This window comes from Streptomyces sp. NPDC001536 (assembly GCF_042894505.1).
Taxonomy (GTDB): Bacteria; Actinomycetota; Actinomycetes; order Streptomycetales; family Streptomycetaceae; genus Streptomyces.
The window spans coordinates 197224-222326 of the sequence record NZ_JBIAVQ010000016.1 but is presented as its reverse complement, the minus strand read 5'-3'; the positions used below and the strand labels follow the sequence as shown (position 1 = coordinate 222326).

Genomic DNA, 25103 nt, shown 5'->3' with positions numbered 1-25103 from the left:
GGGGACGTGGGGCCGTCAGCTCCAGGCGCGGTAGGGCTCGTCGAGCAGCTGGAAGACGGGCTCGCCGCGCACCGGGTCCTTGGCCGCGGACAGCCGCACCCGGTCCCCGCTGTGGATGCCGATGAGCGGGCCCATGACCCGGCCGCGCACCACGAACCCCTCGGCCATCTCGATCATCGACACATTGCGCGCGGCGGGGGTGTTGCGGTGCACCACCGTGGAGTGACGGACGATCCCGACGCCCTCGCTGCGCTCCGTGCGCAGATCGCTGCCCTGGCAGACCGGACACAGCAGCCGGTGGTACATCGCGGTGCCGCACCAGGTGCAGCGCTGGAAGGTCATGGCGTCGTTGCCCGGGGCCGACGGTTCGAGCAGGCCCGCTCCAGAGCCGAGTCCCTGTCGGGCAACGCTTGCTGAGTGGTGGTACACGCTGGTCAACTCCCTGCGCTCGGGCGGAATCCCACATGCGCGGTTCGCTGTGCCACCGTGCACGCCCATAATGTATGGCACTGAGTGTCACCCGTAAAGGTACTGCGTACCCTGAATTTGTCGGCGGTTCCGTCGGGCGGTCAGTCCTGGCCGAGCGTGGCCTCGATCTCCTGGACCACCCGCCACAGGGGCGCCCCGCGCCGGGAGACGAGGACCACGACGTCCTCGGTGCGCTCGGGGTCGGCGGGTGGCGTTCCGAAGGCGGACCGGACGTATCCGAGCGCGTGGTCCATCTCGGTGCCCACATCGCCCTCGCCGTCCGAGCGCAGCCAGGAACGCAGCGCGTTGTTGTGCGCCGCGGCGACGGCGGCCGCGGCCACGTCGGCCTGAAGGGCCCCGTCGCGCCGCCCGGCGAGCCGTCCGCGGAGGTACTCGGCGAAGGCCCGCTCGTAGCGCCACACCACGGACAGCTCGTACGCGCGCAGCCCGGGGACCTGTTTGGTGAGCCGATAGCGCTGCACCGAGAAGGCCGGGTTCTCCGTGTACATCCGCAGCACCAGCCGGACCGCGTCGCAGACCCGCTGCACCGGCTCGTCCGCGTCGCCGCCGGCGGCCAGGAAGGCCGTCACGTCGGCCAGGCAGCCCTCGTGGTCGGGGAAGACCACGTCCTCCTTGGAGGGGAAGTAGCGGAAGAACGACCGGCGCCCCACCCCGGCGAGCGTCACGATGTCGTCGACCGTGGTCTGCTCGTACCCCCGCTCCGTGAACAGCTGGAAAGCGGCCGCGATCAGGGCGTCCCGCATGGGCGGCTTGGTGGGGGCCGCGTCCGTCTTCTCGCTCATGGACGGGAACGTAGCACCGGAGGGGCACAGAGAGCACTTAGTGCCCTCATGTGGGGAACTGAGTGCCGCGTTCTATCACTGATCGTATTGATCGGAAGTGATCGATACGATTGTGGGCGTAGAGTGAGCGATTCGGGATCACGCTCCGCGTCGGCCCGTAGATCGTTCGTCCGGCCTCGCCCCAGGGGGATTCCATGCGACTGCACGTCGACCAGCGTCATGAGCGGGTGCTCGAACTAGTCCGGGAGCGGGGCAGCCTCCGGGTCGCCGAACTCGCCGCCGAACTCGGGGTCTCCGCGGTCACCCTGCGGCGCGATGTGGAGGCGCTGGCGGCGCAGGGCCGGGTGCAGCGGCTGCACGGTGCGGTGGTGTGGCCGGGGGAGGGGGCGGTGGAGGTGCGGGAGCGGACGGAGGACTCCGAGGGCGTCGTGGTCGGAATGATCGTTCCGACCACGAACTACATCTTCGCCGACATCGTCCGCGGCGCCCGGGAGGCCGTCGCCGCGCAGGGAGCACGGCTCGTGCTCGGGGTGAGCGGATATGTCGACGCCGAGGACGCGGTGCAGGCGGAGCACCTGGTGGCGGGCGGGGCCGAGGGGCTGCTGGTCGCGCCCAGCTGGTTCGGCGGAGTACCCGCCGACGGCCAGGAGAAGTGGCTGCTGGAGCGCGATGTGCCGGCCGTTCTGGTGGAACGCTCGGCGCCGCCCGCGAACCCTGCGGCGGTGCTCGACCGGGTGCGCACCGACCGGGCGCACGGGGCAGCGGTCGCCGTGAGCCACTTCGCCTCGCTCGGGCACCGAAAGATCACCGCCGTGCTCCAGGAAGGCCCGCACGCCGTGCAGATCTCGGCGGGATTCCAGGCGGCGGTGCAGTCCCTGGGTCTCGACGTCGACACGGCCGCCCCGAGCGTGCGCGAGCACGGTGACTACGAGGCGAGCGTCGACTATCTGGTCGACGCGGTGAAGAAGCGCGGGGTCACCGCGGCGCTCGTGCACAGCGACGAGGACGCGATCGTGCTCGTGCCCCGGCTCCAGGCATGCGGCATCCGCGTGCCGGACGACCTGGCGCTGATCGCCTACGACGACGAGGTGGCCGGCCTCTCCGACGTACCGCTCACCGCCGTCGCGCCGCCCAAGCGCTCGGTCGGGGAACTGGCCGCGCAGCTGCTGCTGCAACGGCTCGCGGAGCGCAGGAGCGGTCAGCGGCCGGGCCCCCGTCAACACCTCGACCTGCTCCCTGAGTTGAGGGTCCGCTCGTCCTGCGGCGGCGATCCCTCGGCGGGCTGAAGTCGAATGATCGATCGATGAGCGTTGTTCGATCGTTTTGATTGTCTTGCGCGAACGCACTTGACTCCGATCGTGTGCGCACAAAAGATGTCCTCCGACCGCCTCTTTCCGTACGAGGTCTCGTAGGAGTCGTCCATGCCGCGCACTTCACGTTCGTTCCGCACCGCAGCCGTAGCCGCCGTCGCAGCCCTGGGTCTGTTCGCCACCGCCTGCGGCGGCGACGGCGACACGTCCGACTCCGCGTCCGACGGCAAGCCGGTCACCCTGAACTACTGGACCTGGACACTCGGCGCCAAGTCGACCGTCGAGGCGTTCAACAGGACCCACAAGGACATCCAGGTCAAGTTCACCGAGATACCGAGCGGCACCGAGGGCTACAGCAAGATGGCCAACGCGGTGAAGGCGGGCAACGCGCCCGACGTGGCCACGATCGAGTACCAGATGGTCCCCGAGTTCGCGAGCCAGGGGAACCTGATCGATCTGACCGAATACGCCGGTGAAACGGTCAAGTCGAAGTTCCCGGAGGCCGTCCAGAGCCTGGTGACCTTCGGCGGCAAGACCTGGACCGTCCCCTACGACGCCGCGCCGCAGCTGTACTACTACCGCGCCGATCTCTTCGAGAAGTACGGCATCGCGGTCCCCAAGACTTGGGACGAGTTCAAGACGGTCGCGGAGAAGGTCAAGAAGGAGGACAAGAACGTCCGTCTGGCCTCCATGCCCAAGAGCGACCCCGCACTGCTGGCCGCACTGTCCTGGCAGGCCGGCGGCAAGTGGTTCGCCACCGAGGGCGACGCGTGGAAGGCCGGCGTGAACGACGCCGACACCAAGAAGGTCGCCGCCTACTGGGACGGCCTGATCAAGGACGACCTCGTCCAGACCTTCACCGGCTGGAGCCCCGAGGAGACCAAGGCCCGAGCCTCCGGCAAGACCCTCTCCTTCCTCGGCGCCTCCTGGTCCGCGGGCGGCATGAAGACCTCGATGCCCGACCTCTCCGGCAAGTGGGCCGCCGCCCCGATGCCCAACTGGGGCACCGCCGCGAGCGGCAACTACGGCGGCACCTCCTACGGCGTCCTCAAGGGCAGCGACCACGCCGAAGCCGCGGCCGAGTTCATCACCTGGCTCACCACGGACAAGGCCGGCGTCGAGGCCCGCCTCGCCGACCTGGAGTCGCCCAGCAGCGCCCTGCCTGCCAACCCGGAGATGCGTGAGGTGGCCGCCGCCGAGTTCGACACCTCGTACCTGAACGGCCAGGACCTCTACGCCCTCGCCTCCGAGCAGGTCGACACCATCGTGCCCGGCTGGACCTGGGGCCCGAACCAGATGGACGTCTATACCGCCGTCCAGGACACCACCGCCAAGTCCGGCTTCACGGCGGGCGTCGAGGCGGGCCAGGCGAAGGCGGAGTCCGGTATCGAGGAGCGGGGCCTGAAGCTCGCGAAGTAGCGGGCGCGGGAGACCGTTAGCCGCATCCGGCGGTCACGGGGCCGTGTCCCACCGAGGGCACGGCCTGCCGCCCCTGCACATCAGCCCTTCCCACCCCGCCGTCAAGGAGCCCCCGTGGCACTCTCCTCCGTCCGACCCGCGAGCCGGTCGGCCGCGCCTCGGCCCCCGGAGCGGTCGTCGGACCGATCGCCGGGCGTCTCGAAGCTGCGGCGCAGTCAGCGTCGTACCGCCGCGCTCTTCATCGTTCCGTTCTTCGTCCTGTTCGCCGCGGTGATGGCGGCGCCCATCGGCTACGCGGTGTGGATGAGCCTGTTCCAGGAGCGGTCCTCAGGGCTCGGCTTCGGCGGCACCGAGCGCGTCTTCGCAGGCTTCGGCAACTACGCCAACGCCCTGGGGGACGCCGGGTTCCGGAGCGGTTTCGCACACATCGCCCTCTACTGCGCCGTGTACATCCCGGTGATGATCGGCGGCTCGCTCGCCCTCGCACTCCTCGTCGACTCGGCTCTCGCCCGCGCCAAGCGCTTCTTCCAACTCGCTCTGTTCCTGCCGCACGCCATCCCCGGACTGATCGCCTCGATCATCTGGATCTACCTCTACACCCCCGGCCTGAGCCCGGTGATCGACTGGATCGGCGCGCTCGGCGGCTCCTGGGACTTCTACAGCAACGACCACGTCCTCGCGTCGATGGTCAACCTGTGCGCCTGGCAGTGGATGGGCTACAACATGGTCATCTTCTACGCCGCCCTCCAGGCCGTCCCGCGCGAAGTGATCGAGGCGGCCGTCGTGGACGGCGCCGGCGCCCTCCGCACCGCCCTCCAGATCAAGGTGCCGATGATCGCCTCCGCGGTCGTCATGACCGTTCTGTTCACCTGCGTCGGCGCGATCCAGATCTTCACCGAGCCGAAACTCCTGGGCCAGCGGGGCGCGCCCTCCATCGACACCGAGTGGTCGCCCACCCTCTTCATCTGGAAGGCCGGATTCGTCCAGCACGACTACGGCCTGGCCGCCGCCGCGTCCCTGCTGCTCGCCGCACTCGGCGTCGCCCTCTCCTACCTCGTCACCCGGCTCGGCAACCGGTGGAAGGCGGCCACGTCATGAGCACCCTCACCCACGACACCGCACCCGCCGCCCGGCGCGAGGCGGATCCCAGCACCCCGGCGCCGGCCCGCCGCCGCAGCTCCGCGAAGACCCTCCTGTCCAAGGGCGCCGTCAACGGCATCCTGCTCGTCGCCGCGTTCTACACGCTCATGCCGGTCAGCTGGCTGCTGTTCGCCGCCACCAAGAGCCACCGCGACCTGTTCGCCACCTCCGGCTTCGCGTTCGGCGACTTCAACCTCTTCGCGAACCTCCAGCGCCTCTTCACCTTCAACGACGGCATCTACCTGCGCTGGTTCGGCAACAGCGTCCTCTACTCCGTGGTCGGCTCCGCCGCGTCCACGTTCCTGTGCGTCGCCACCGGCTACGCCTTCGACAAGTACGACTTCAAGGGCAAGGAGAAGCTCTTCGGCCTGGTGCTCGGCGGTGTCCTCGTCCCCACCACGGTCATCCAGCTGCCGATGTACCTCCTCGCCACCAAGGCGGGAGTCGTCAACACCTACTGGGCGCTGCTGCTGCCCGCCCTCGTCAACCCCTTCGGCGTCTATCTCGCCCGCGTCTTCTCGGAGGGCTACGTACCGAACGAGGTCCTGGAGGCGGCCCGCGTGGACGGCGCCGGCGAACTGGGCATGTTCGCGCGGATCTCCCTGCCCATGCTGGCCCCCGGCTTCATGACGATCTTCCTGTTCTCGTTCACCGCGAGCTGGAACAACTTCTTCGGTGCCCTCGTCATGCTCAACGACGACAAGCTCTACCCGGTCAACCTGGGCCTGTTCATGTGGAACAGCACCACCGCGCAGCAGCCCGAGTTCTACTCGCTCGTCATCACGGGCTCCCTCGTCGCCGTGGTTCCGCTGATCGTCGCGTTCGTCTGCCTCCAGCGCTTCTGGCGCTCCGGCCTGACCGCCGGTGCCGTCAAGTGACGCTGCCCGCCCCGGAAGGCACCCTCCTGAACACCATCCACCCGCCGACCGCCCTGCCCCGCCCGCACACGCTGCTCGCCATGGGCGCCGCCGTCCACCGGCGGCTCCTGACCGAAGGCAGCCTCGACCGGCTCCCCACCGTCGCCCGCGTCGACACGGCCACCGCCGTCACCGACCTCACCACCGCCGACGCCCGTCAACTCGCCGAGACCGAGGTCCTCTTCACTCACTGGGGCGCACCCGAACTCACCGAGGAGGCCCTGCACCGACTGCCCCGGCTGCGCGCGGTCGTCCACGCCGCCGGCTCGGTCAAGCACCATGTCACCGACGCCGTCTGGCGACGCGGCATCACGGTCTCCTCCGCGGCCGCCGCCAACGCCCTGCCGGTCGCCGAATTCACCCTGGCCGCCATCCTGTTCGCGAACAAACGCGTCCTCGACGTCGCCCGCGCCTACACCACCGCCCGCGCCCAGCCCGACCTGCTGCCGTACTTCAGCGGTCACGGCAACTACCACCGCACGGTCGGCATCGTCGGCGCCTCCCGCATCGGACGCCGGGTCATCGAACTGCTGCGCCCGCACGACCTCGACGTCCTCCTGCACGACCCGTACGTCGACGACCAGCGGGCCCGCACCCTCGGAGCGGAGCCGGTCGGCCTCGACGAACTCACCCGCCGCAGCGACGTGGTCTCCATCCACGCACCCCAACTCCCGGAGACCCGCCACATGTTCGACGCCCGCCGCCTCGCACTCCTCAAGGACGGCGCCACACTGATCAACACCGCGCGAGGCTCCCTCGTGGACACCGACGCCCTCACCGGGCACCTGGTCACCGGCCGTGTCCACGCCGTCCTCGACGTCACCGAACCGGACGTGCCGCCCGCCGACTCGCCGCTGTACACCCTGCCCAACGTGCTGCTCACCCCGCACATCGCCGGCTCCCTCGGCAACGAGCTGCACCGGATGACCGATTGGGCCATCGACGAGGTCTCCCGATACGCGCAAGGCTTGCCGTTCGCCCACGAGGTCGGGTCCGAGGAACTGTCGCGCTCGGCCTGAACACCCCATATCCGAAGGGAAATCCCGTGCAGGATCGTGTTCTGGTCGTCGGCATCGACGGCGTACGCCTCGACGTACTGCGGCGCCTGCCCACCCCGCACCTCGACGCACTGTCGGCCGACGGCTTCCTGACCCCCGTCGAGGTGGACGCGGACACCCCGACCATGTCGGGCCCGTGCTGGGCGACCATCGTCACCGGCGTAACGGTGGCCAAGCACGCGGTGTGGAGCAACAACTTCACCGGCCACCGGCTCGACGTCTTCCCCGACTTCACCACCCGCCTCGCCGAGAAGGACGGCAGCCGCACGTTCGTGGCGGCCGGCTGGCAACCCCTGATGCAGGTCCGCGGCGGCGGCCCGCTCTTCCGGGCCCCGTCCCGATCCGTCTACATCGCCCCGGCCGAGGACACCCCCGAGGCCTGGGAGCAGTGCGACGAGCAGATCACCACGGCGGCCACGCGCGTGCTCGCCGAGGAGGACATGCGGGCGTCGTTCGTCTACCTCGGCGCCCCCGACGAGACGGCGCACTTCCTGGGCTGCGGCGAGGAGTACGAGACCTCGATACGACAGGCCGACGCCCGCCTCGGCGAGCTGCTGGCGGCGGTGCGTTCCCGGCCTTCGTACGCCGACGAACGCTGGACGGTCCTCGTCGTCACCGACCACGGCCACGTCGACGCGGGCGGCCATGGCAGGCGTACGACCGAGGAGCGCACGGCGTGGCTGGTCGCGGCGGGTCCGGGCATCGGCGCGCCGCCGCCCGTGGTCCGCCACGTGGATGTCGCGGCCCAGGCGCTCGCCTCCGCCGGCCGCCACCCGGACCGGCACTGGTCGCTGGACGGCCGCCCCTTCGCCGCCCGCCCGCACGCCGTCCTCCTCGACATGGACGGCACCCTCGTGGACACCGAGTCGCTGTGGCTGCGCACGGTCCGGGAGACCGCACCCGATGTCGACGTGACCCATGTCCTGGGCCGCTCGGTCGCCGACACCGCCGCCCACCTGCACACCCGCACCGGCGCCGACCCGCGGGCCCTCGCCGCCGACCTGGAGGCGCGCTTCCTGGCGGCCGTCCGCCAGGAGGCCACCCCACTGCCGGGCGCCCTCGACCTCCTGGACCTCCTCGCGGCGTCCGGCATCCCGGCGGCCCTGGTCTCCGCCTCCTCGCGCCCCGTCGTGGACGCGGTCCTCGACGTGCTGGGCGCCCAGCGTTTCCGTACGACGATCGCCGAAGGCGAGACACCCCGCACCAAGCCCGCCTCGGACCCCTACCGCGCGGCGGCCCGCGCGCTCGGCGTCGACCCGGCGGCCTGCCTCGCGGTGGAGGACACCCCCACCGGCGTGACCGCCGCAGAGGCGGCGGGGTGCCGGGTGCTCGCCGTCCCCTCGTACGCGGCGATCGATCCCGCACCCCGGCGGACCGTGGTCCCCGACCTGAAGGGAATCGGGTGGCGGGAGCTCTGGGCGGCGGGACTGTGAAGCCGTAGACCGGCATTTTGTTCGAAGAACACCTGCCGCATACGATCACTGCTCCCCGCCGCCGAGGAGTTCCGTATGTCCCGCATCCTGTATGTCACCGACCTGGCCTACCAGGCACGCGGGCGCCGGTACTGCGACGAGGACATATTCCTCACCTCACGGCTGCGCGAGGACTTCGACCTCGCCCTGTGCGACCCGCGGGACGCGGCGGCGTTGATGGACGCCTTCGACGCCGTCGTCGTCCGCAACAGCGGGCCTGTCCTCGCGTACCAGGAGGCGTACGACGCCTTCCGTGAGCGGGCGCTCGCGACCGGGACGCGTGTCTACAACCCGCTGTCCGGCAAGGCCGACATGGCGGGCAAGCAGTACCTGCTGGAGCTGTATGCGGCCGGATACCCGGTCATTCCCACGGTCGACCGCGCGGACGACCTGCACCGGCTGCCGGAGACGGACCGGTACGTCGTCAAGCCCAAGCTCGGTGCCGACTCCATGGGGCTGGAGATCGTGACCGGTGACCGTGTGCGCGACCTCGTCGGCGAGGGCGTTCTCGTCCAGCCGTGCATCGACTTCGCCTACGAAGTGTCCTTCTACTTCATCGACCACGCCTTCCAGTACGCGCTGTACGCGCCGCACCCCGACCGGCGCTGGCAGCTGGAACCGTACGAACCCACCGACGACGACCTCGAGTTCGCCCGCCGGTTCATCGACTGGAACGCCGTGGACCACGGCATCCAGCGCGTCGACGCCTGCCGTGCGCCCGGCGGCGAGCTGCTGCTCGTCGAGCTGGAGGACCTGAACCCCTATCTGTCCCTGGACGCGCTGAACGACGACGGCAGGGACGCCTTCGTCGCGGCGATGAAGGCGTCCCTGCACAGGTTCCTCAGCCGAGCTTGACGGTGGTCTTCTGGGTGACTCCGGCCAGCGTGGTCATGTCCCCGAAGACCAGCCGCAGCGCGGACCCTGTCGTCGCCGAGGTCACCGTGGACGGTTTCGACACCACCGAGGACACCGCCCGGTTCCAGGTGAGGGTGAGGCCCGAGTTCATCCGCTTCGGATCGCTGACGCAGATCACCGCGGTCCCGTCGCTCCTCTCGGTGATCATCACCGAGCACGGATCGCTCGCGACAAGACTCCCGACCGTGCCGCCGAACCAGAAGTTGACGCCGGTGAAGCCCTGCGAGGGAACGGACACGCCCTGCTGGTTGTCGGTGTTGGCGAGGACGGTCAGCCAGGTCGGGGCGGCGGCCCGCGCCTGGGTCTGGGCGGCGGTGGCGCCCGGCATGAGCAGATAGGCGTAGGTGCCGTTCGTCGGATCGGTGCCGTGGTCGACGTACATCGTCAGGTACTTGCGGTTGAGGACCGTCGTGGAGCCGCCCTTGTTGACGGCGCTCCAGGTGCCGTCGCGCGAGTCGCGCAGTGCCCGGACGGTCGCGCTACCGGGGAAGACATAGCCGCCCATGCCGCCGAGGTGCGCCCAGGTCGCGCCGGTGAGCGTCTCGGACCAGGGGTAGGCGGCCGACTTGAGCGTGCCGTCGACGGTGAAGGAGTGGGCGCCGGTGGGGCCGAGGTTGCGGTTCTCGATCGTCGTCTCCACGGTCGTGCCGTCGGCGCACTTGATGCCGGCGCCGAGGCACAGGATCGAGTCGTCCAGACAGAACCACGACTTCTTCGCCAGGAGCGTGGACTGAAGTCCCTTGAGGTACTGGCCGATCGCGGCCCGCTGCCCGTCCGTGGCGCCGCCGACCCAGTTGACGTCCGGCAGGGAGGCGCCCCAGTCGCCGCCGGCCGCGTCCGCGAGTGCCAGCCGGGAGGCGGTGGTGCCCGGGAGCCGGTACGGGTCGACGGTGGGCCAGAAGGCGTCGCTGTACTGGCCGTTGGCGTAGGTGTCGCCCCACCAGTAGAGCATTCCGGAACCGGTGTGCCAGCCGCGCAGGTTCTCGCCGTTGCCGGTCTCGTAGTAGGTGATGCGCCGGTCGGCCATGCTGATCGACGCGGCCCAGCCGGGTCTGCGGTGCGTGGCCCGCGCCATGTTGGTGAAGAGGCGGTGGGCGGTCGGCTCGGCGATCGCGGTGACGGACGTGTCGTCCAGGACGCCCTTGAGCCGGGCCAGACCCGTCAGACCGAGGGTGGGGTTGCTCATCGGCGGGCTGTAGTAGTCGCGCTGCATCCAGCCCTTGACCAGGCCCCGCCAGCGGGCGTTCTCCGTCGTGCTCGCGCCCTGTCCGAGCAGCACGATCGACGCGAGGATCGGATGACCGCGCAGGTGATCGTTCTGCTGGATCTGCTTGGCGTCGGTCGCGGACAGGCCCCGGCTGATCGCCCGGCCGGACACCCCGTCCATCACGAGCCCGTTGTAGAGGAAGGGCGCCCACGCGTTCTCCACGGCGTCGAACACGATCTGCCGGTTCGGGTCGGTGACCGCCCAGCTCGACCCGCTGAGCAGTGCGAACAGCATCCCGAGGCCGCCGAGCATGACCGAACCGTACGAGCCGGTGTACGGCACGGTCGTGTGCTGGACGAACGAGCCGTCGGTGTAGAGACCGTCGCCGCCGCTCACGTACGGGAAGACGGGGGAGAGGGCGTCGCGGGCCAGCGCGACCTTCGCCGGTGAACCGCCGACGATCCCGCGCAGCGCCAGCACCCGGCACAGGTCCACGCGATTGGCCCCGGTGCTGGTGCCGGTGTAGTTCGCGACGGCCGAGTCGGGCACGAAGTGGTCCACGGCGGCGACATGGTCGGCGATCTGTGTCGCCGACAGCTGGTCGTACATCAGCACGCACACGTCGAGCAGGGCCTGCGGTGCGCCGATCTGCCAGCTGTACCAGTTGCCGTAGCGGGTCCGGCCGGCGTGGTAGACCTCGGAGTGCAGGTGGTCGAGGCCGGTGAGGATCGCGGTCCTCAAGCCGGCGTCGCCGGTCAGCCCGGTGCCCTGCTGGCAGTACGCCTGCGCGAGCGTGCTCAGCCGGTTGTAACTCGCGTTCATGTTGCCCGAGTAGCCGTACGACTCCTGGTCGGTGTCGGGCTCCGGGTCCGCGTACACCAGATCCGGCCACAGCGAACCGGGCGCCGGTGTCATGGCGGACCGCAACTGGGCCGCGGTGCTACCCAGTTCGGTGAGCCGGCTCTTGAACGGCTCGGCGGTGGGACTGAATCCCTCGCCGAGGAGCAGGGTGCGCCACTTCGCTCGCAGCGTCGTGAGCTCGTCCGCCTCCGCGGCCTGGAGGGCGGACGCGGGGACAGCGCTCGTCTGTGCGGGGAGACCGACAGCAACTGCGGTACCGGTGCTTGCGGCCAGAAAGCCGCGACGTGACCAACGAGTCGTCATGACGGCGGTTTCTAGCACGCCATCGATCAAACGCTCAATAGTTCACGCCAAGCTGAGCGTATCGATCGTTTGCTGTTGAAGGAATCCACTGAACTCACCGGGCCACGGCCGCGTATCACTCCGCGAAGGGACGGACCCCGCCCCTGCCTACGGGACGGAAGGAGAGCGAGATGCCGACACCGCGCGAGCGCGGTCAGCAGCAGGACCCCCCGCCCCTGGAACCGATCCGGGTGCTGCGCCCGCGGCGCACCGACGCCCTGGCCGAACTCTTCAGGGAATCGCCGCAGGAGAGCGCCCGCTACGAGTCCGTGGTGATGCCCCGACGGCTGTCCGGCTCCGAGGACGAGACACAGGAACTGCCGCCCGTCCCCGCCTACGACGGCCCCCGCCCCTTCGGCTTCGGCCCCGGCCTGCGCCGCGCCGCCGTCGTGGTCGGCGTGAGTGCGGCGGCGCTGATCGGCTTCGGCTGCGCCCTCCTGCTGCCGGGCCGCGCCGACGGCACCGCGGCACCCTCGCCGTCCCCCACACCCACCCCCTCCGCCGTCACCACCCCGGCCGCCACCGACCCCGACGGGCCCGGCACCCTGCGCGAGGGCGCCAGCGGCCCCGAGGTGACCGACCTCCAGCAGCGCCTCCTGCGCATCCCCAACGTCTACGAGAACGGCTCCACCAGCGGCACCTACGACGCCGTGCTCACCGAGGCCGTGGCCCGCTTCCAGGTCTGGTACGGCATCCGGGGCGACGAGACCGGCGTCTACGGGAACGACACCCGCCTCGCACTGGAGTCCCGCACGGGCTGACCTCTCGAACGCCGGGTAACAAAGGAGAAAGAACGCGGGACCACGGGCCGACGGGCCTCACGATGGAGGCACCCGTCCGACCCGAAAGCCGTGCCGATGAGCGCCTCCCGCATCCCGGGCCTCGTACTGCCCGCCGTCTTCCTGCTGGCCCTCGTCGTCGGCGCGCTCTGGTACTGGCGCCATCGCGGCGACGAGTGAGGCGGATCCAGGCGCGAGCAGGGGAAGCGGGCCCTAGAGATCGGCGAACGGCACCCGGATGTCGACGACACACACGTCGTCCCGCAGATCACCCTCCAGCAGATCCGCCAGCATCGGTCCCAGGGAGCCGGGCGCGTCGCTGTGGTGGGTCACCACGGCGTCGGCCAGCCGCTTGAAGCCCCGGTCGATGCCCTCCGAGGGGCGCTCGACCAGCCCGTCCGTGTACAGCAGGAGCCGGTCGCCCGGTTCGAGCACGCACTCGGCCTCCTGGAAGTGCGGTGCGGAACTCGCCCCGAGGAGCATGCCGCCCGGCCGGTCCAGATAGCGCGGCTCGCCGTCCCGCAGCAGCAGCGGCGGCGGATGCCCGGCCTGCGCCCACACGAGACGGTGCCCGTCGGGGCTGTAGCGGGCCAGGACCATGGTGGCCGTGCCGTGGGTGCCGCGGGAGTGCAGCAGCAGGGTGTTGAGCCGGGCGAGCGCACCGGTCAGCGACGAGCCCGTGATGACCATGCCCTTGGCGGTGAAGCGGAGCTGGGCCATGTTGGCGACGGCGTCGATGCCGTGCCCGGCGACGTCACCGACCACGAACAGGGCGTCGCCGTTGGGCAGTTCGATGGCGCTGAACCAGTCGCCGCCGACATGGATCCCGGACTGCGCGGGCAGATAGGCGACTTCGACCTGGAGCCCGGCCGCCTGCACGGGCCGGGTGGGCAGGGGCAGCAGCGCGTGCTGGAGCCGGGCGGCCAGCGAGCGTTCGGCGCGCAGCACGTCGTGCTGGGTCACGATCGCCTGCTCGCTCTCCATGAGGGCCAGTTCGGCGCTGCGCTGCGCGGTGAGGTCCTGGAGGAAGCCGTGCACCTCGATGGGCGTGCCGTGGACGTCGGTGACCGTCTCGGCCACGATCCGCAGATGCCGGATCCCGTCCGTGGCGCGGATACGGAACGGCATGGAGCAGGGCCGGCCCCGGCGCACGAGTTCGCCGACGGCGTGGGTCAGGGCGGGCGCGTCCTCGGGCACCGCGAGGTCCCGCAGCGCGGTCAGACGTACCGGACCGGCGGCGGGATCCCGGTCGAGCACGGTGTAGACCTGCGACGACCAGCTGACGTCGTGCGTGATCAGGTTCCAGTTCGCCCAGCCCAGGTTCCCCAGCCGCTGGACGTCCGCGAGCCGCTGCTCCTGCCGGTCGGAGGAGTCGTGGCGCAGCCAGCTGACGGCGAGTGCGCCGCCCAGGGGGGTGATCCGCACGGAGTAGGTGGACAGCTCCGCGACGCCCTCCACCACCGCCTGCTGCGCGAACGGCTCTCCCTCGTACGTCTCCCCGGTGGCCAGCGTGTGCCGGCACCCCTCCCACAGCGGCTCGCCGGCGAGGGTGGGGAAGCACTCCAGCAGGCGCAGACCGAGCAGGTCCCGGCCGGTGCGGCCGAGGGCGTCGAACGCCTCCTCGGTCGCGGCCTCGATGCGGTAGTCCTCCACCTCACCGGAGGGCGTACGCAGCGGGGTGAGCAGCATGGTCGAGCCCGGCAGCGCGTCGAACACCGTCTGTACGGCGTCCACGGCGGCGTCGGTGGAGGGTTCCCGGCGCGGCGCGAAGGATCGCAGCCGGCCGGCGCAGAGCCGGGCGACGGCGAGCAGATGCTCGCGGACGGCCGGTGTGAACCGTCCACCCCGGGCGCGCAGGACTCCGATACAGACGTCGGCCCGGTCCTTGGTGACCACGGGAATCCAGGCGCGGGACAGCCAGCGCTCCGGCGGGTCCCCGATGAGCAGATACCGCTCGCGGTCCGTCTCGATGTCCTCCAGCCAGCGCGGCTGCCCGTCCCGGAGCGCGTCGAACGCGGCGATCCCGCTCAGCGGCGGCACCTGGCGCCACTGGGCGGCCAGGGTGTCGTCGATGCCGGCGTGCCCGACCAGTTCGAGGCCGCCGGCGGGCAGCCGGGCGAAGATCATCACCGCGTCCGGCTCGGTGCTCGGCGTCAGATGCTCCAGCAGGCACCGGGCGAGATCCTGCGGGGTGCCGATCCGGACGAGGGCCCGGCCGAGGCGTCCGAGGTCGTGGGCGTCGTCCGGGTCCCGGAGGGTGTGGACGACGGCGTCCCGTTCCGGTGCGTCCGCCGCGGCGGTCGGGGCCGACGGGGCCAGACCGCCGAGGGTGATCCAGCACTCCTCCAGCAGCGTGTGGTGTGCCGTCTTGGCGCGCTGCGACAGCTCCTCGCCGGCGGCGTCCGGGGAGCACCCGGTCAGTGCCATCACGGCGCCCTTGGCCCGTTCCAGGACAGCCGAGGTGGCCGCCTGGTCGCGCAGCCGGTCCATCTCGGCACGCTGGCGGGCGACGATCCTGGCCAGCGCGACCGTGTCGGGGGCGCCGGACTCCGCTGGGCCGGTGGGCTCGCTCGTCACGCGACGAGCATCGCACACGCAGCGTGGTCCGATCGCCGCCTTGTCAGGACCGGATTCACTCGAAAGTGCGCCTCGGTCAGCGTCCGGCGCTGTGCTCGACGAGAGCCTGGGAAACCGCCCGTACGCTGCGGGCGATGTGCTGGAGCTGGAGGACCTCGGCCGCGTACAGCTTGATCGTGTGTTCGATGACCGACTCGGGCAGACCGAGCCCCGGAAGATCGGCGCGGGCGGTCTGGAGGGCGGTGCGGGCGACCCGGATCTCCTGCTGGACCTGGATCTGCGCGTGCCGGGCCAGCAGCACGGGGTGGCGGATCAGCGCCGGGTAGCTCGCGTAGCGCGCCGGCACCAGTTCGCGCAGCCACTTGGCCGCCGAGCGCTCCCAGTCGTAGCTGCCGGGCGTCTTGACCTGGCAGGGCCAGTCCGGGCTGATGCGCGTGGTCGTCAGAGTCATGGGAGTCATGGCCATCTCTTCCGGGTGTGCGGCGTCAGGAGGGGGTGGTCCGACGGATATGGGCGGCCCCGGCCTAGGGGATGACCGGGGCCGCCGCGGGCGCTCGCCGAGGCGATGCCCGACCGAACATCCGATGCGCCGTCGCGGGTAGGTGGCGGCGGCTTCGGGTGTTCGCGCAGGGGCCCGGTGGGCAGACGGCGCCCGCGCGGCGGATGGTGCAGCGTGCGCATGGGCGGACCGTCGGCTTTCTGCGGGCTGTTGCGGGGGGTGGGGACGGGGGTGCGGAACGGGTCCCGGGGCGGCCGGGGCGATCCGTGAGCAGTATTTATATATGCCGTCCGGTTTGCAAGACGTATGAAAACATTCATGCGGGAAATGAGGTGATTGGTCCCGTTGTGATGCAGTTCGTCAGGTGTGGCCGATGAGGGCCGGAGGGGGGCGGTGTCCGCCCGCCGCGTCAGTCGCGCAGGAAGAACTGGTGCTGGTCGGAGATCTGCTCGTACTCCTCGAGGCGGGCCTGGGTCCGCTCGGGGTCGGCGTCGGTCATGGCCTGGAGCAGCGCGGCGGCCATCACCCCGGGGGCGGCGTAGGAGTCGAAGACCAGGCGGGAGCCGGTGCCGGTGGCGAAGACGATGTCCGCCTCGTCGGCGACCGGGCCGAGCGCCAGGTCGGTGATGAGGGCGACGCGCAGCCCGGCGCTGCGCGCCACCTGCACGGCCGTGAGGGTCTCCTGCGCATGGCGGGGCATCGAGAACGCCAGCACCCAGGTACCGCCCGCCTCACGCGACTGCAGCAGTGCGTCGTAGGCGACACTGCCGCCCAGGGTCACCAGCCGTACGTCGGGATGGACGCGGCGTGCGGCGTAGGCGAAGTACTCCGCCAGCGACACCGAGATGCGCAGGCCGAGCACGGTCAGCGGGGTCGACCGCGACAGCTCGCGGCCGATGTCGATGAGCTGGTCGGGGTCGGCGAAGTCGCGGCGCAGGTTCTCCAGGTTCTCGATCTCGGCGTCGACCGCGGCCTGCAACTCGTTGCCGCTGTTCTCCTCGGCCGCCGCCGGACCGCTCGCCAGGGTGCCCAGCGCGATCGACTGGAGCTTCTCCCGCAGCGCCGGGTAACCGCTGAAGCCCACCGCCGCGGCGAACCGGGTCACCGAGGGCTGGCTCACGCCCACCCGCTCGGCGAGATCGGTGATCGAAAGGAAGGCCGCCTCGGTGATGTGCTCGATCAGGTACTGGGCGATGCGGCGCTGCCCGGGGGAGAGTCGGGGCCGGTCGAAGAGGGTCCTGAGCTGGGAGGTCGGGGAGGCCTCGGCCTCCGGAACCGACTTGCCCGAGGTGATCGCGGATGCCTGTGCGCGTGCCTGCTGCGGCGATGGCACGGGTGCGCCTCCTTTGTCTTCCACAGTGCCTCAACATAGCCCACACACTGTTGTGACCAGGGGTTGTACGGTCACCGTCGATAGATCGTGATCGAGTGACCGACTTGATCGATCGAGCGACTGCTGTCGATCAACTCGGCCAGCCGGCCGGTGGCCTTGGCGACCGAGGAGTCGGACACCACCAGCAGTCCGCGTACGTCGTCCAGGGGCACCTCGCGCGGATCGGATGCGTCGATGCCGTAGTACGACGGCACACCACTGCCTTTGTAGACGAGCCAGATCCGCTCCCCCGGATACCGCTCGCGCAGCCGGTCGGCGAGGCGGCCCAGGTCCTGGCCCCAGTCCACATTCGAGTCGTGCAACCGCAGATGCGTCTTCGCCGGCCCGCCGAACGCCTCGTTGGAGTACGGCAGATAGTAGGGGAACGTCCGCGCCGAGCTGACCGCGACGAACAGCACCAGCGCCCCCACCGCGACCCCGGCCCACCGCCATCGGACCGCGAGCACCCCGGCCGCCGCCACCGCCAGGAACATCGGCACGAACACGGCGTACCGGGTGCCGAAGTCCCGGGAGCCGGTCATGGCCGAGGCGAGCAGCACGGCGGTGGGGACCAGCAGATAGGGCGCCGCGGGCCGCAACCGTCGTACCGCCACGACCGCGACGGCACCCGCGGCCCACAGGGCGAGCATGCCGAGCGGGGTCTTCACCAGCAGCGCGGCCGGCAGGTAGTACCAGAGGGAGCCGGTGTAGAGCCGCCCGAACAGGAACCCCTGCCACGGATGGTTCTCGAAGCCGAACTGCACCCGCATCCCGTCCCGGTACGCCTCCGGGAACGGCAGCAGATCGACGAGCAGCGCCCGCAGCCCGTGCACGACGGGAACATGCTGCTGCGGACTCCAGCGCAGCCGCGGATCCACCACCAGATACGAGAGCCATACGACGGCGATCGCGACCACCGCCACGACACCCGCCGCCGCGGCCGCCCGCGTCTTGCGCCGGTCGTGGGAGTCGTGGCGCCACACCGACCAGGCGGCGAGAGCCAGCAGCACCGGAACGGCCGCCAGCGTGCTCATCTTCGTCGCCAGCGCCGCACCGGCGGCCACACCGGCGAGCGGTACATACAGCCGTGGCCGCCGACGGGCCCGCCACAGCAGCCACACCGACGTCAGCAGGAAGCCGGCCGCGGGCACGTCGAGGGTGGCCAGCGAGCCGTGCGCGATCACGTCGGGGGAGAGGGCGTACAGGGCGAGCGCCACGACCCCGCCCGCCGGGCCGACGAGTTCACGGGCGAAGGCGAGGACCACCAGTCCGAACGCCAGCGTCAGCACGATCACCGGCAGCCGGGCCCAGAGCATCAGCTGCCGGGGGTCGTTGCCGGACTCGTACAGCAGATGCCGTCCGACCTGCCCCTGGTCGCCGCGGAAGGAGGGGTCGTAGTGCGGATCGGCGAGGGCCACCCCGACCGCGATGACGAGCTTGCCCAGCGGCGGGTGCTCGGGGTTGTAGCGGATCTCGTGCTCGTGCAGGGAGTCGGCGGCCGTGCCCACGTACACGGGCTCGTCGATGGTGGGCGTCTGCTGCACGGCGGTGGTCACCATGGCGACGGCCATCTGCGCGAGCAGCACCACGACGAGGAGCGGCACGAGCCACGGCCTGCCCGGCCGCCCCGCCGGGCGCGGGGCGGGTACGTCGGGAGGCGTCCGCGGCTCGAGGACCGGGTGCAGTTCGCGCGCCATCATCCGCCCCGCGACGACGTGGGCCGCGCAGGGGCGGGAGCGATGCGGGGGCGCCTCATGCGCCTACTCTGCATCAGCTTCCGCCCCTTGGGGCGTCACCGCTTCAGGAGTCGTACCGACAGACCTTCCGCCGTGTAGACGGGTACGGCCCGCAGCGTGTCGGAGTTCAGCTCCACCCGGTCGAACCGGCCGCGCAGTCCCGCGGCGCCGAGGACACGCACCACGCTCCCGGCCGCCGGCGGCTTGTCGGCGTCGAGCCGCAGCGACAGCACGCTGCCCGCGCCCAGCACCGCGCGCCGCGTCACCTCCAGGGCGGGGCCGCGGCCCGACCGCAGCGTCACGTCGAGCGTCGAGGACTCCTGGGCGTACGTCCCGTGGATCTGCACCGACGACTTGGTCGCCACCCGCAGCGTGCCGCCCGACACCCGCACGTCGCCGTGGCCGAGGGCGTGCGCCGAGGCGGCCGACAGCACGCCCTCGCGCACCACCGTGCCGCCCGTGTACCGGTTGTGGCCCGTCAGCGTGAGGGCGCCGGTGCCGCGCTTGGTCAGACCGCCGTCGCCGTCGATGTCGTTGCGCCAGGCGTCGGCCGCGCCGAAGCCGCCGGCCGAGGCGTCGAGGGAGACGGTCACGTCGGCGTCGAAGGAGCCGTAACCGTCCGCCGCGGCGAACAGGTTGAGCCGGCCCCACTGCTCGAAGCCGTCCAGCAGGACGTACCCGGAGGGCAGCGCGGTCGTGCGCAGCACCTCGCGCCGCTGCTCGGCGTCCAGGTAGGGCAGCCGCGTCTCCAGCAGCACCTCGGCGCCCTTCGGCACGGTCAGCGGGGTGCTGCGGCCCCGACGGGTGAGGACGTAGGTGAGCTTGGGCTCGACCAGGCGGGCGTTGTCGTCGCGGTCGGCGTACGCGTCCGAGGCGTCCGCGTGGGCGTAGGCGTAGAGGGTGTCGGCCGTCGTGCCGGTCCGCGCCTCGAAGTAGGCGAGGGCCTGGGCGCGGGCGGCCGCCTTGAGCTCGGCGTTGGCCGGGTCGGCGAGGGCGGCGGCGGCCAGGGCGGTGGCCATGACACGGCCGCCGAGGACGTCGACCGTGGAGTGCATGCCCGACATGATCCGGGTGTGGCTGAGCTCGAAGGCGCGGGTCACCAGCTCCTGGAACCGCTCGGGGACGGCGTACGCGAATGCCAGTGCCGCCAGGTGGAAGGCGTTGGTGTGGCCGCTGGGGAAGCCGCCGTCCTCGGCCGGGTTGGTGCCGCGCTGACGCAGCAGCTGGGTCACGACGACCACGTCCGAGTCGTACACGGGGAAGCCGAGCGCGTCGGTCGTCCCGGTGTCGACGACCTCGCTGTCCTCGTTCATCCGCCACGGACGCGGGTACTGGAAGGCGAACTTGGCCGGGTTGCCGGAGGCGAACGGGCCGCGCACGGTGTCGACCAGCTTGGCCACCTGGCCGAGGTCCGAGGTGTAGGAGCCGGCGCCGATCGCGGAGCCCGCGGGCGCGCCGGCGGGGACGGCGTCGCTGATGGTGGTCGCGGGGGTGGTGTCGGGCGCGCTGGTGATCGACGTGACCGCCTTGGCACCGGACCTGTACAGATCGGCGAGCGGACCGAGCGCGGCGATCATCGCGTAGCTCTGGTGCTGGCGGTCGTAGACGAACGCCTCCTTGGCCTGCGCCTCGGTGCGGGCCTGGGTGATACGGGCGCAGTAGCGCATGTTGGCGCGCAGGATCTCGGGCAGCAGCGGGACGCCGGTGTTCCAGGCGGCGCCGGTCTTCCATATCTCGGCGAAGCCGCCGAGGATCCGCAGGACCGCGTTGGTCTCGGCGGTCTGGTTCGCGACGATGTTGGTCTTGTAGTCGTCGACGAACGCGGCGGCGCCCGTGGCGGCCTTCGCGTCCGCGGCCCCGAGCCACGAGGCGAAGGTGGGCGCGGCCAGGACGCCGGCCGAGACACCGAAGGAGGTTCGCAGGAACCCCCTTCTGTTCACGGCGAGTTCACTGACCGACGACGTGGTGCGGGGCCCGGCGGATGACGGCATGCTGCTGCCTCTCTTGAGTTCTTCGGCCGTGCGGCCGGGGGAGTTGTGCGAGGACAGCCCGTGGGGCGCGGGGGAAGTACCGAGCCGCGATGTGCCCCATGAGGCTTACGAGCGAAGATCTACGGGCGAGTTGTGTCGGACGGGGGTGGGCCCGGCGTCCGGCGGGTGTCACAGAAGTGAACGCGCCAGCGCCACCGCCCCCTCGACCGGCGGCACCCGCAGCGGCTGTGGCCTGGCTGTGGGGACCTTGTCCGAGAGGGCGGAGGCGAAGGCGTCGTAGAGGACGGGCTGGGCGAGGACGGTGCTGCCCGCGACCACCACGTCGTCCACCGCGACTCCGCGGGCGGCGAGCCGTTCGACGAGCGCGGCCAGCGAGCGGGCGCCCTCCTCGATGACCGCGAGGGCGAGCGGTGAGCCCGCCTCGGCGGCGGCGAACACGGCGGGTGCGTGCCGGCCCCACTCGGCGGAGATGTCCTTGGCGGCCTCCATCGCCGCCCCGATCGCGGGGACTTCGGCGACCTCGAAGGAGGCGACGAGCCCGTGTGCGAGCGCGTCGGGTTCCTCCCCGCGGTCATGGGCGGCCCATACGGCGCGTGCGGCCTCGCGGACGAGACCGGCGGCGCCGCCCTCGTCGCCGAGGACCGCGCCCCAGCCACCGACCTGGGCCGGGCGTCCGTCGGGGAAGCGGCCCACCGCGACCGAACCGGTGCCGGCCACCAGGCCGACCCCCTTGTCCAGGCCCGCGGCGGGCACGAGGAGTTCGGCGTCGCCCACGACCAGCGCGGGCGCGTCGAAGTGGAGTTGCAGTGCGGTGCGGATCTGGGCGCACTGGCGAGGGGTCTCGCAGGCATGTCCGCCGACCGCCAGGGCGGACGGGCGGGCGCCCGTCGGCAGGGCGTCGGCGGCCAGCGTGGCGAGCCAGCCGGCGGCGGTCACCGGGTCGTGCGGCCGCCAGCCGCTGCTGGAGCGGACGTGATCGGCGACCGGGATGTCACCCGCGAAGGCGCGCAGATGCGTCTTGGTGCCGCCCACGTCGATACCGACCACGAGAGGGCCGGAAAGTGTGGCGTCCTGCACGGATCCTCTTTCGTCGTTGCGCTGAAAGCATGCGACGGCGGGCGAAACCGTGCCGGAGGAAGGGCAGTTGAAGAGCTAGGGAAGCCCCGGGACGGGCCTCTGACGGACCACGGCAGGCGAGTACCGTGACGTTCGTTAGGAAGTTAACTAACGAAGTACAGTGCGTCAAGAGAAATCGCGCACTCGACCACCGCAGAGCCGCTGCGGGGCGGGAACGCGTGACGTCATGGCATCCCATCGCCGCACCCCGTGAAGACCTTCGACCCGGGGCGCGGCGCTCGACCTCCGTGGGAGAACTGTGGAACACGACGTGGCGGAAGCCCCCCGACTGACCGAGAGCGCCAGCGCGGTCTTCGCCGTGCTGGCACAGGCCGGCACGGCTACCCGCCCGCAGCTCGCGAGCCTGGCGGGCCTGTCGAAGCCGACGGTGTCCTCCGCCGTCGCGGAACTCGAGAACGCCCGTCTCGCCGCCCACTCCGGCACCGCCTCCGGCGCCACCGGGCGCTCCGCGGCCGTATACGGCCTGGGACCGGCCGCCGGAGCGGTGCTCGCCGTCGACCTCGGCCCCGCCCTCACCCGGGTGCGCGGCTGCGCCCTGGACGGCACCCTGCTCGCCCAGGCCACCGGCTCCCGGGACGAGGTCGCCGACGTGGTCCGCGAGGCCGTCTTCGCCCTGCCCGACGGCGCTCCGCTGCGCTCCATCGTCGTCGCCGTCGGTGACGTCACCGCCGAGCAGGACGGCGCGGGAGCCCGTCCCGCCACCGCCAAGGCCGGGCCCGTCTTCGACGCCATGGCCGTCGCCCTGCCCAAGGGCGTCCCGGTCCATCTCGAGAACAACGTCAATTGCGCCGCGCTGGCCGAGCTGCACGAGGGCGCCGCCCGCGGCCGTGCCTCCTTCGGCTATCTGCGGATCGGCGTCGGTATCGGTCTGGGCATCGTCGTGGGCGGACAGGTGCTGCGCGGGGCCAACGGGGCGGCCGGTGAGCTCGCCCGGCTGCCCTACCCGTGGGACGACGGCGTGGAGCCCCGCCAGGAGGCCCTGGAGGAGTACATCGGCGCCCGCTCGCTGGTACGCCGGGCCGCCGAGGCCTGGCCGGCGGCCGACGGGCCCTGCCCGCGCACCCCCGACGAACTCTTCGCCCTCGCCCACGAGGGCCGTGCGGCGGCCCGCAGGGTCGTGGAGCGCCACGCGGCCGACATCGGGCGTCTGGCGGCCGCGGTGACGGCCGTCCTGGACCCCGGGCTGATCGTGCTGGGCGGCAGCACCGGCGCCGATCCCCAGCTGCTGGCGGGGGTGCGGGCGGAGATGGCGAGACTGAGCTGGCCCACCGAGGTGGTCAGCAGCACAGTCGGTGATCTCGGCACCGTCGTGGGCGCTTCCCGGCTCGCCGTCGCCCGGGGAGTCCAAACCGTGACCGATGTGGCGCGAGCCAAGGATTGACGGGTTCCGGCTCGGTCTGCCAATGTCCGGACAAGCGCTTTCTAAGTCGGCCGGGACGCCGGCTTGGAGCGAGCGTCCCGCCCGTACTCGACGTACGGCAACCGCACGAGGGCGTGCCCGTGCGGTGACGGCCAGGACGGCCGGGGATCCTCGCCCGTCAGGATGACGCGGCCGGGCGAGGCCGCGCCCCCGGAGAGCGACTTCTCCTGCAAGATGCACCCGTGCCGCCTCGATCGGCGCCGTGCTCCGTCCCCTGCGACGAATAAGGGATCGAAGATGACCAATGTAGGTGTGCGGCGCTCCAGCCGACTCGGCCGCGGCATGCGCCGCATGGTTCCCCTCGCTGCCGCGGCGTCGGCAGGCGCCCTGCTGCTCTCCGCGTGCGGAGGGGGCTCCGACTCGGGCGGTACCTCCAAGTCGCTGACGTTCTGGATCTCCACGGTTCCGGGGCAGGACGCGGGCTGGAAGAAGATGGTGGCGCAGTACGAGAAGGAAACCGGCGTCAAGGTCAAGCTCGTCAACATCCCCTACGACGGCTACGCGACGAAGCTGCGCAACTCCGCGCAGGCGAACTCGCTGCCCGACGTGGCGGCCGTGCCGGCGCTGGACCCGATCTGGTCGAACAAGCTGATCGACCTCACCTCCATCGCCGACAACAAGACGAACAAGATCAACGCCAACTTCGTCGCCAAGGACTCGTCCGGGAAGGTGCTGTCCATCCCCTCGGACGTCACCGCGTCCGGCATGTTCATCAACAAGTCGCTCTTCGAGAAGGCCGGCGTCGACTACCCGACCTCGCCCGACAAGACCTGGACGTGGGACGAGTTCATCAAGGCGGCGAACGAGGTCCGGGAGAAGACCGACGCCAAGTACTCCCTGACCTTCGACCAGTCGCCGTCCCGGCTGCGCGCCATGGTGTACGAGAAGGGCGGGAAGTACGTCCACGCCGACGACTCCGGCAAGTTCTCGGTGGACGCGGCGACCAAGAAGGCCGTGAACACCTTCGTCGGATGGAACGACGACAAGGTCATGCCGAAGTCGGTGTGGACCAGCGGCGCCGACCCGTCGGCCATGTTCCAGAGCGGTGACGTCGTCGCCTACTGGTCCGGCGTGTGGCAGGTCGCCTCCTTCGCGGAGAGCATCACGAAGTTCGAGTGGGCGAGCGTCCCGACCCCCGCTCAGCCGGTCCAGGCCAGTGACGTCAACAGCGGCGGCATGACGGTGGGCTTCAACAACAACGCCGACGCGGCCGCCGCCGCGAAGAAGTTCCTGTCCTGGCTGTACGAGCCGGCCCACTACCAGGCGCTGTGCGAGGCGTCCGGCTTCCTGCCCGTCGAGACCGGTCTGAACCCGACGTACCCCTTCAAGTCCGAGGCGGCCCAGGCGGCGTTCAAGCTCTACAACGAGTCGATCCCGCTCTACGACCCGATCTCCGGCTACTTCAACAAGGCCCAGACGAACTGGGTGCTGAAGGGCAAGAGCCTCGCCGACGACCCGACCAAGGCGGAGATCGGCAAGGCGATCAACGGCGAGCAGTCGGCCGACAAGGCCCTGGAGAACATCGTGGCCGGCTACAACCAGCAGGTCGGCGGCTGATCGTGGGCCGGGGGGGGGGGGGGGGGGGGCCGGCCCCCCCCCCAACACAGCTAGATCGGAAGAAAACACCTCTGAACACCAGTCACGCAAGGTAATATCAGAAGACAACAACGGCGGGCAAAA

The 25103-nt window shown here is 71.1% G+C and carries 19 protein-coding genes; 10 read left to right on the top strand and 9 right to left on the bottom strand.

Features of this window, described 5'->3' with window-relative positions; genetic code table 11:
* Window positions 1-15 precede the first annotated feature (15 nt).
* Together ACFY0U_RS36305 and ACFY0U_RS36300 are read right to left on the bottom strand one after the other, a co-directional pair.
* Window positions 16-429 (bottom strand): Zn-ribbon domain-containing OB-fold protein, encoded by a 414-nt coding sequence (locus tag ACFY0U_RS36305; RefSeq protein ID WP_388643134.1) that lies wholly within the window; start codon window positions 427-429, stop codon window positions 16-18.
* 140 nt (window positions 430-569) lie between these two features.
* The gene (locus ACFY0U_RS36300) at window positions 570-1232 is read right to left on the bottom strand and encodes a TetR family transcriptional regulator (protein WP_388643225.1); all 663 of its coding nucleotides are present in this window, start codon (window positions 1230-1232) and stop codon (window positions 570-572) included.
* 233 nt (window positions 1233-1465) lie between these two features.
* Here ACFY0U_RS36300 and ACFY0U_RS36295 point away from each other — a divergent pair, with 233 nt between their 5' ends.
* From ACFY0U_RS36295 to ACFY0U_RS36265, 7 genes are all read left to right on the top strand, one after another.
* Window positions 1466-2557, top strand: a complete 1092-nt coding sequence (locus ACFY0U_RS36295; protein ID WP_388643132.1) for a substrate-binding domain-containing protein — start codon at window positions 1466-1468, stop codon at window positions 2555-2557.
* Window positions 2558-2692: 135 nt separating this feature from the next.
* Window positions 2693-4000, top strand: a complete 1308-nt coding sequence (locus ACFY0U_RS36290; protein ID WP_388643129.1) for an ABC transporter substrate-binding protein — start codon at window positions 2693-2695, stop codon at window positions 3998-4000.
* A 273-nt stretch (window positions 4001-4273) separates the two neighbouring features.
* A complete protein-coding gene (locus tag ACFY0U_RS36285; protein WP_388643222.1) occupies window positions 4274-5098 on the top strand; it encodes a carbohydrate ABC transporter permease in 825 nt (274 codons plus the stop codon).
* Complete coding sequence (locus tag ACFY0U_RS36280; protein ID WP_388643127.1) at window positions 5095-6018, top strand: carbohydrate ABC transporter permease; 924 nt, start codon at window positions 5095-5097, stop codon at window positions 6016-6018. Before ACFY0U_RS36285 ends, ACFY0U_RS36280 begins: the two co-directional genes overlap by 4 nt.
* 80 nt (window positions 6019-6098) lie before the next feature.
* A complete protein-coding gene (locus ACFY0U_RS36275) occupies window positions 6099-7076 on the top strand; it encodes a hydroxyacid dehydrogenase (protein ID WP_388643219.1) in 978 nt (325 codons plus the stop codon).
* Between the two features lie 26 nt (window positions 7077-7102).
* On the top strand, window positions 7103-8548 hold the full coding sequence (locus tag ACFY0U_RS36270) for an HAD-IA family hydrolase (RefSeq protein WP_388643126.1): 1446 nt from the start codon (window positions 7103-7105) through the stop codon (window positions 8546-8548).
* A gap of 75 nt (window positions 8549-8623) precedes the next feature.
* Window positions 8624-9442: a hypothetical protein gene (locus ACFY0U_RS36265; protein ID WP_388643123.1), complete on the top strand. Its 819-nt coding sequence runs from the start codon at window positions 8624-8626 to the stop codon at window positions 9440-9442.
* On the opposite strand, the gene ACFY0U_RS36260 is transcribed toward ACFY0U_RS36265, so the two are convergent.
* Window positions 9429-11873, bottom strand: a complete 2445-nt coding sequence (locus tag ACFY0U_RS36260; protein WP_388643122.1) for a polysaccharide lyase 8 family protein — start codon at window positions 11871-11873, stop codon at window positions 9429-9431. The genes ACFY0U_RS36265 and ACFY0U_RS36260 overlap by 14 nt on opposite strands.
* Before the next feature lie 170 nt (window positions 11874-12043).
* Here ACFY0U_RS36260 and ACFY0U_RS36255 point away from each other — a divergent pair, with 170 nt between their 5' ends.
* The gene (locus ACFY0U_RS36255) at window positions 12044-12673 is read left to right on the top strand and encodes a peptidoglycan-binding protein (protein WP_388643119.1); all 630 of its coding nucleotides are present in this window, start codon (window positions 12044-12046) and stop codon (window positions 12671-12673) included.
* A gap of 231 nt (window positions 12674-12904) precedes the next feature.
* Here ACFY0U_RS36255 and ACFY0U_RS36250 read toward each other — a convergent pair whose 3' ends face one another.
* From ACFY0U_RS36250 to ACFY0U_RS36225, 6 genes are all read right to left on the bottom strand, one after another.
* Window positions 12905-15268, bottom strand: a complete 2364-nt coding sequence (locus ACFY0U_RS36250; protein ID WP_388643118.1) for a SpoIIE family protein phosphatase — start codon at window positions 15266-15268, stop codon at window positions 12905-12907.
* Window positions 15269-15344: 76 nt separating this feature from the next.
* Complete coding sequence (locus ACFY0U_RS36245) at window positions 15345-15719, bottom strand: hypothetical protein (protein ID WP_266829624.1); 375 nt, start codon at window positions 15717-15719, stop codon at window positions 15345-15347.
* A 457-nt stretch (window positions 15720-16176) separates the two neighbouring features.
* Complete coding sequence (locus ACFY0U_RS36240) at window positions 16177-17100, bottom strand: MurR/RpiR family transcriptional regulator (RefSeq protein WP_388643115.1); 924 nt, start codon at window positions 17098-17100, stop codon at window positions 16177-16179.
* A gap of 71 nt (window positions 17101-17171) precedes the next feature.
* A complete protein-coding gene (locus ACFY0U_RS36235) occupies window positions 17172-18839 on the bottom strand; it encodes a phospholipid carrier-dependent glycosyltransferase (protein ID WP_388643113.1) in 1668 nt (555 codons plus the stop codon).
* 92 nt (window positions 18840-18931) lie between these two features.
* On the bottom strand, window positions 18932-20866 hold the full coding sequence (locus ACFY0U_RS36230; protein ID WP_388643111.1) for a phosphatase PAP2 family protein: 1935 nt from the start codon (window positions 20864-20866) through the stop codon (window positions 18932-18934).
* A 168-nt stretch (window positions 20867-21034) separates the two neighbouring features.
* Entirely contained in the window at window positions 21035-21943 is a 909-nt protein-coding gene (locus ACFY0U_RS36225) for an N-acetylglucosamine kinase (protein WP_388643109.1), read from the bottom strand.
* A 310-nt stretch (window positions 21944-22253) separates the two neighbouring features.
* Here ACFY0U_RS36225 and ACFY0U_RS36220 point away from each other — a divergent pair, with 310 nt between their 5' ends.
* Window positions 22254-23384, top strand: coding sequence for an ROK family transcriptional regulator (locus ACFY0U_RS36220; RefSeq protein WP_388643108.1), 1131 nt, complete (start codon window positions 22254-22256; stop codon window positions 23382-23384).
* Between the two features lie 276 nt (window positions 23385-23660).
* Window positions 23661-24980 carry an extracellular solute-binding protein gene (locus tag ACFY0U_RS36215; RefSeq protein WP_388643105.1) on the top strand — a complete coding sequence of 440 codons (1320 nt, stop codon included), beginning with the start codon at window positions 23661-23663 and terminating at the stop codon, window positions 24978-24980.
* The last annotated feature ends 123 nt before the right edge of the window (window positions 24981-25103 follow it).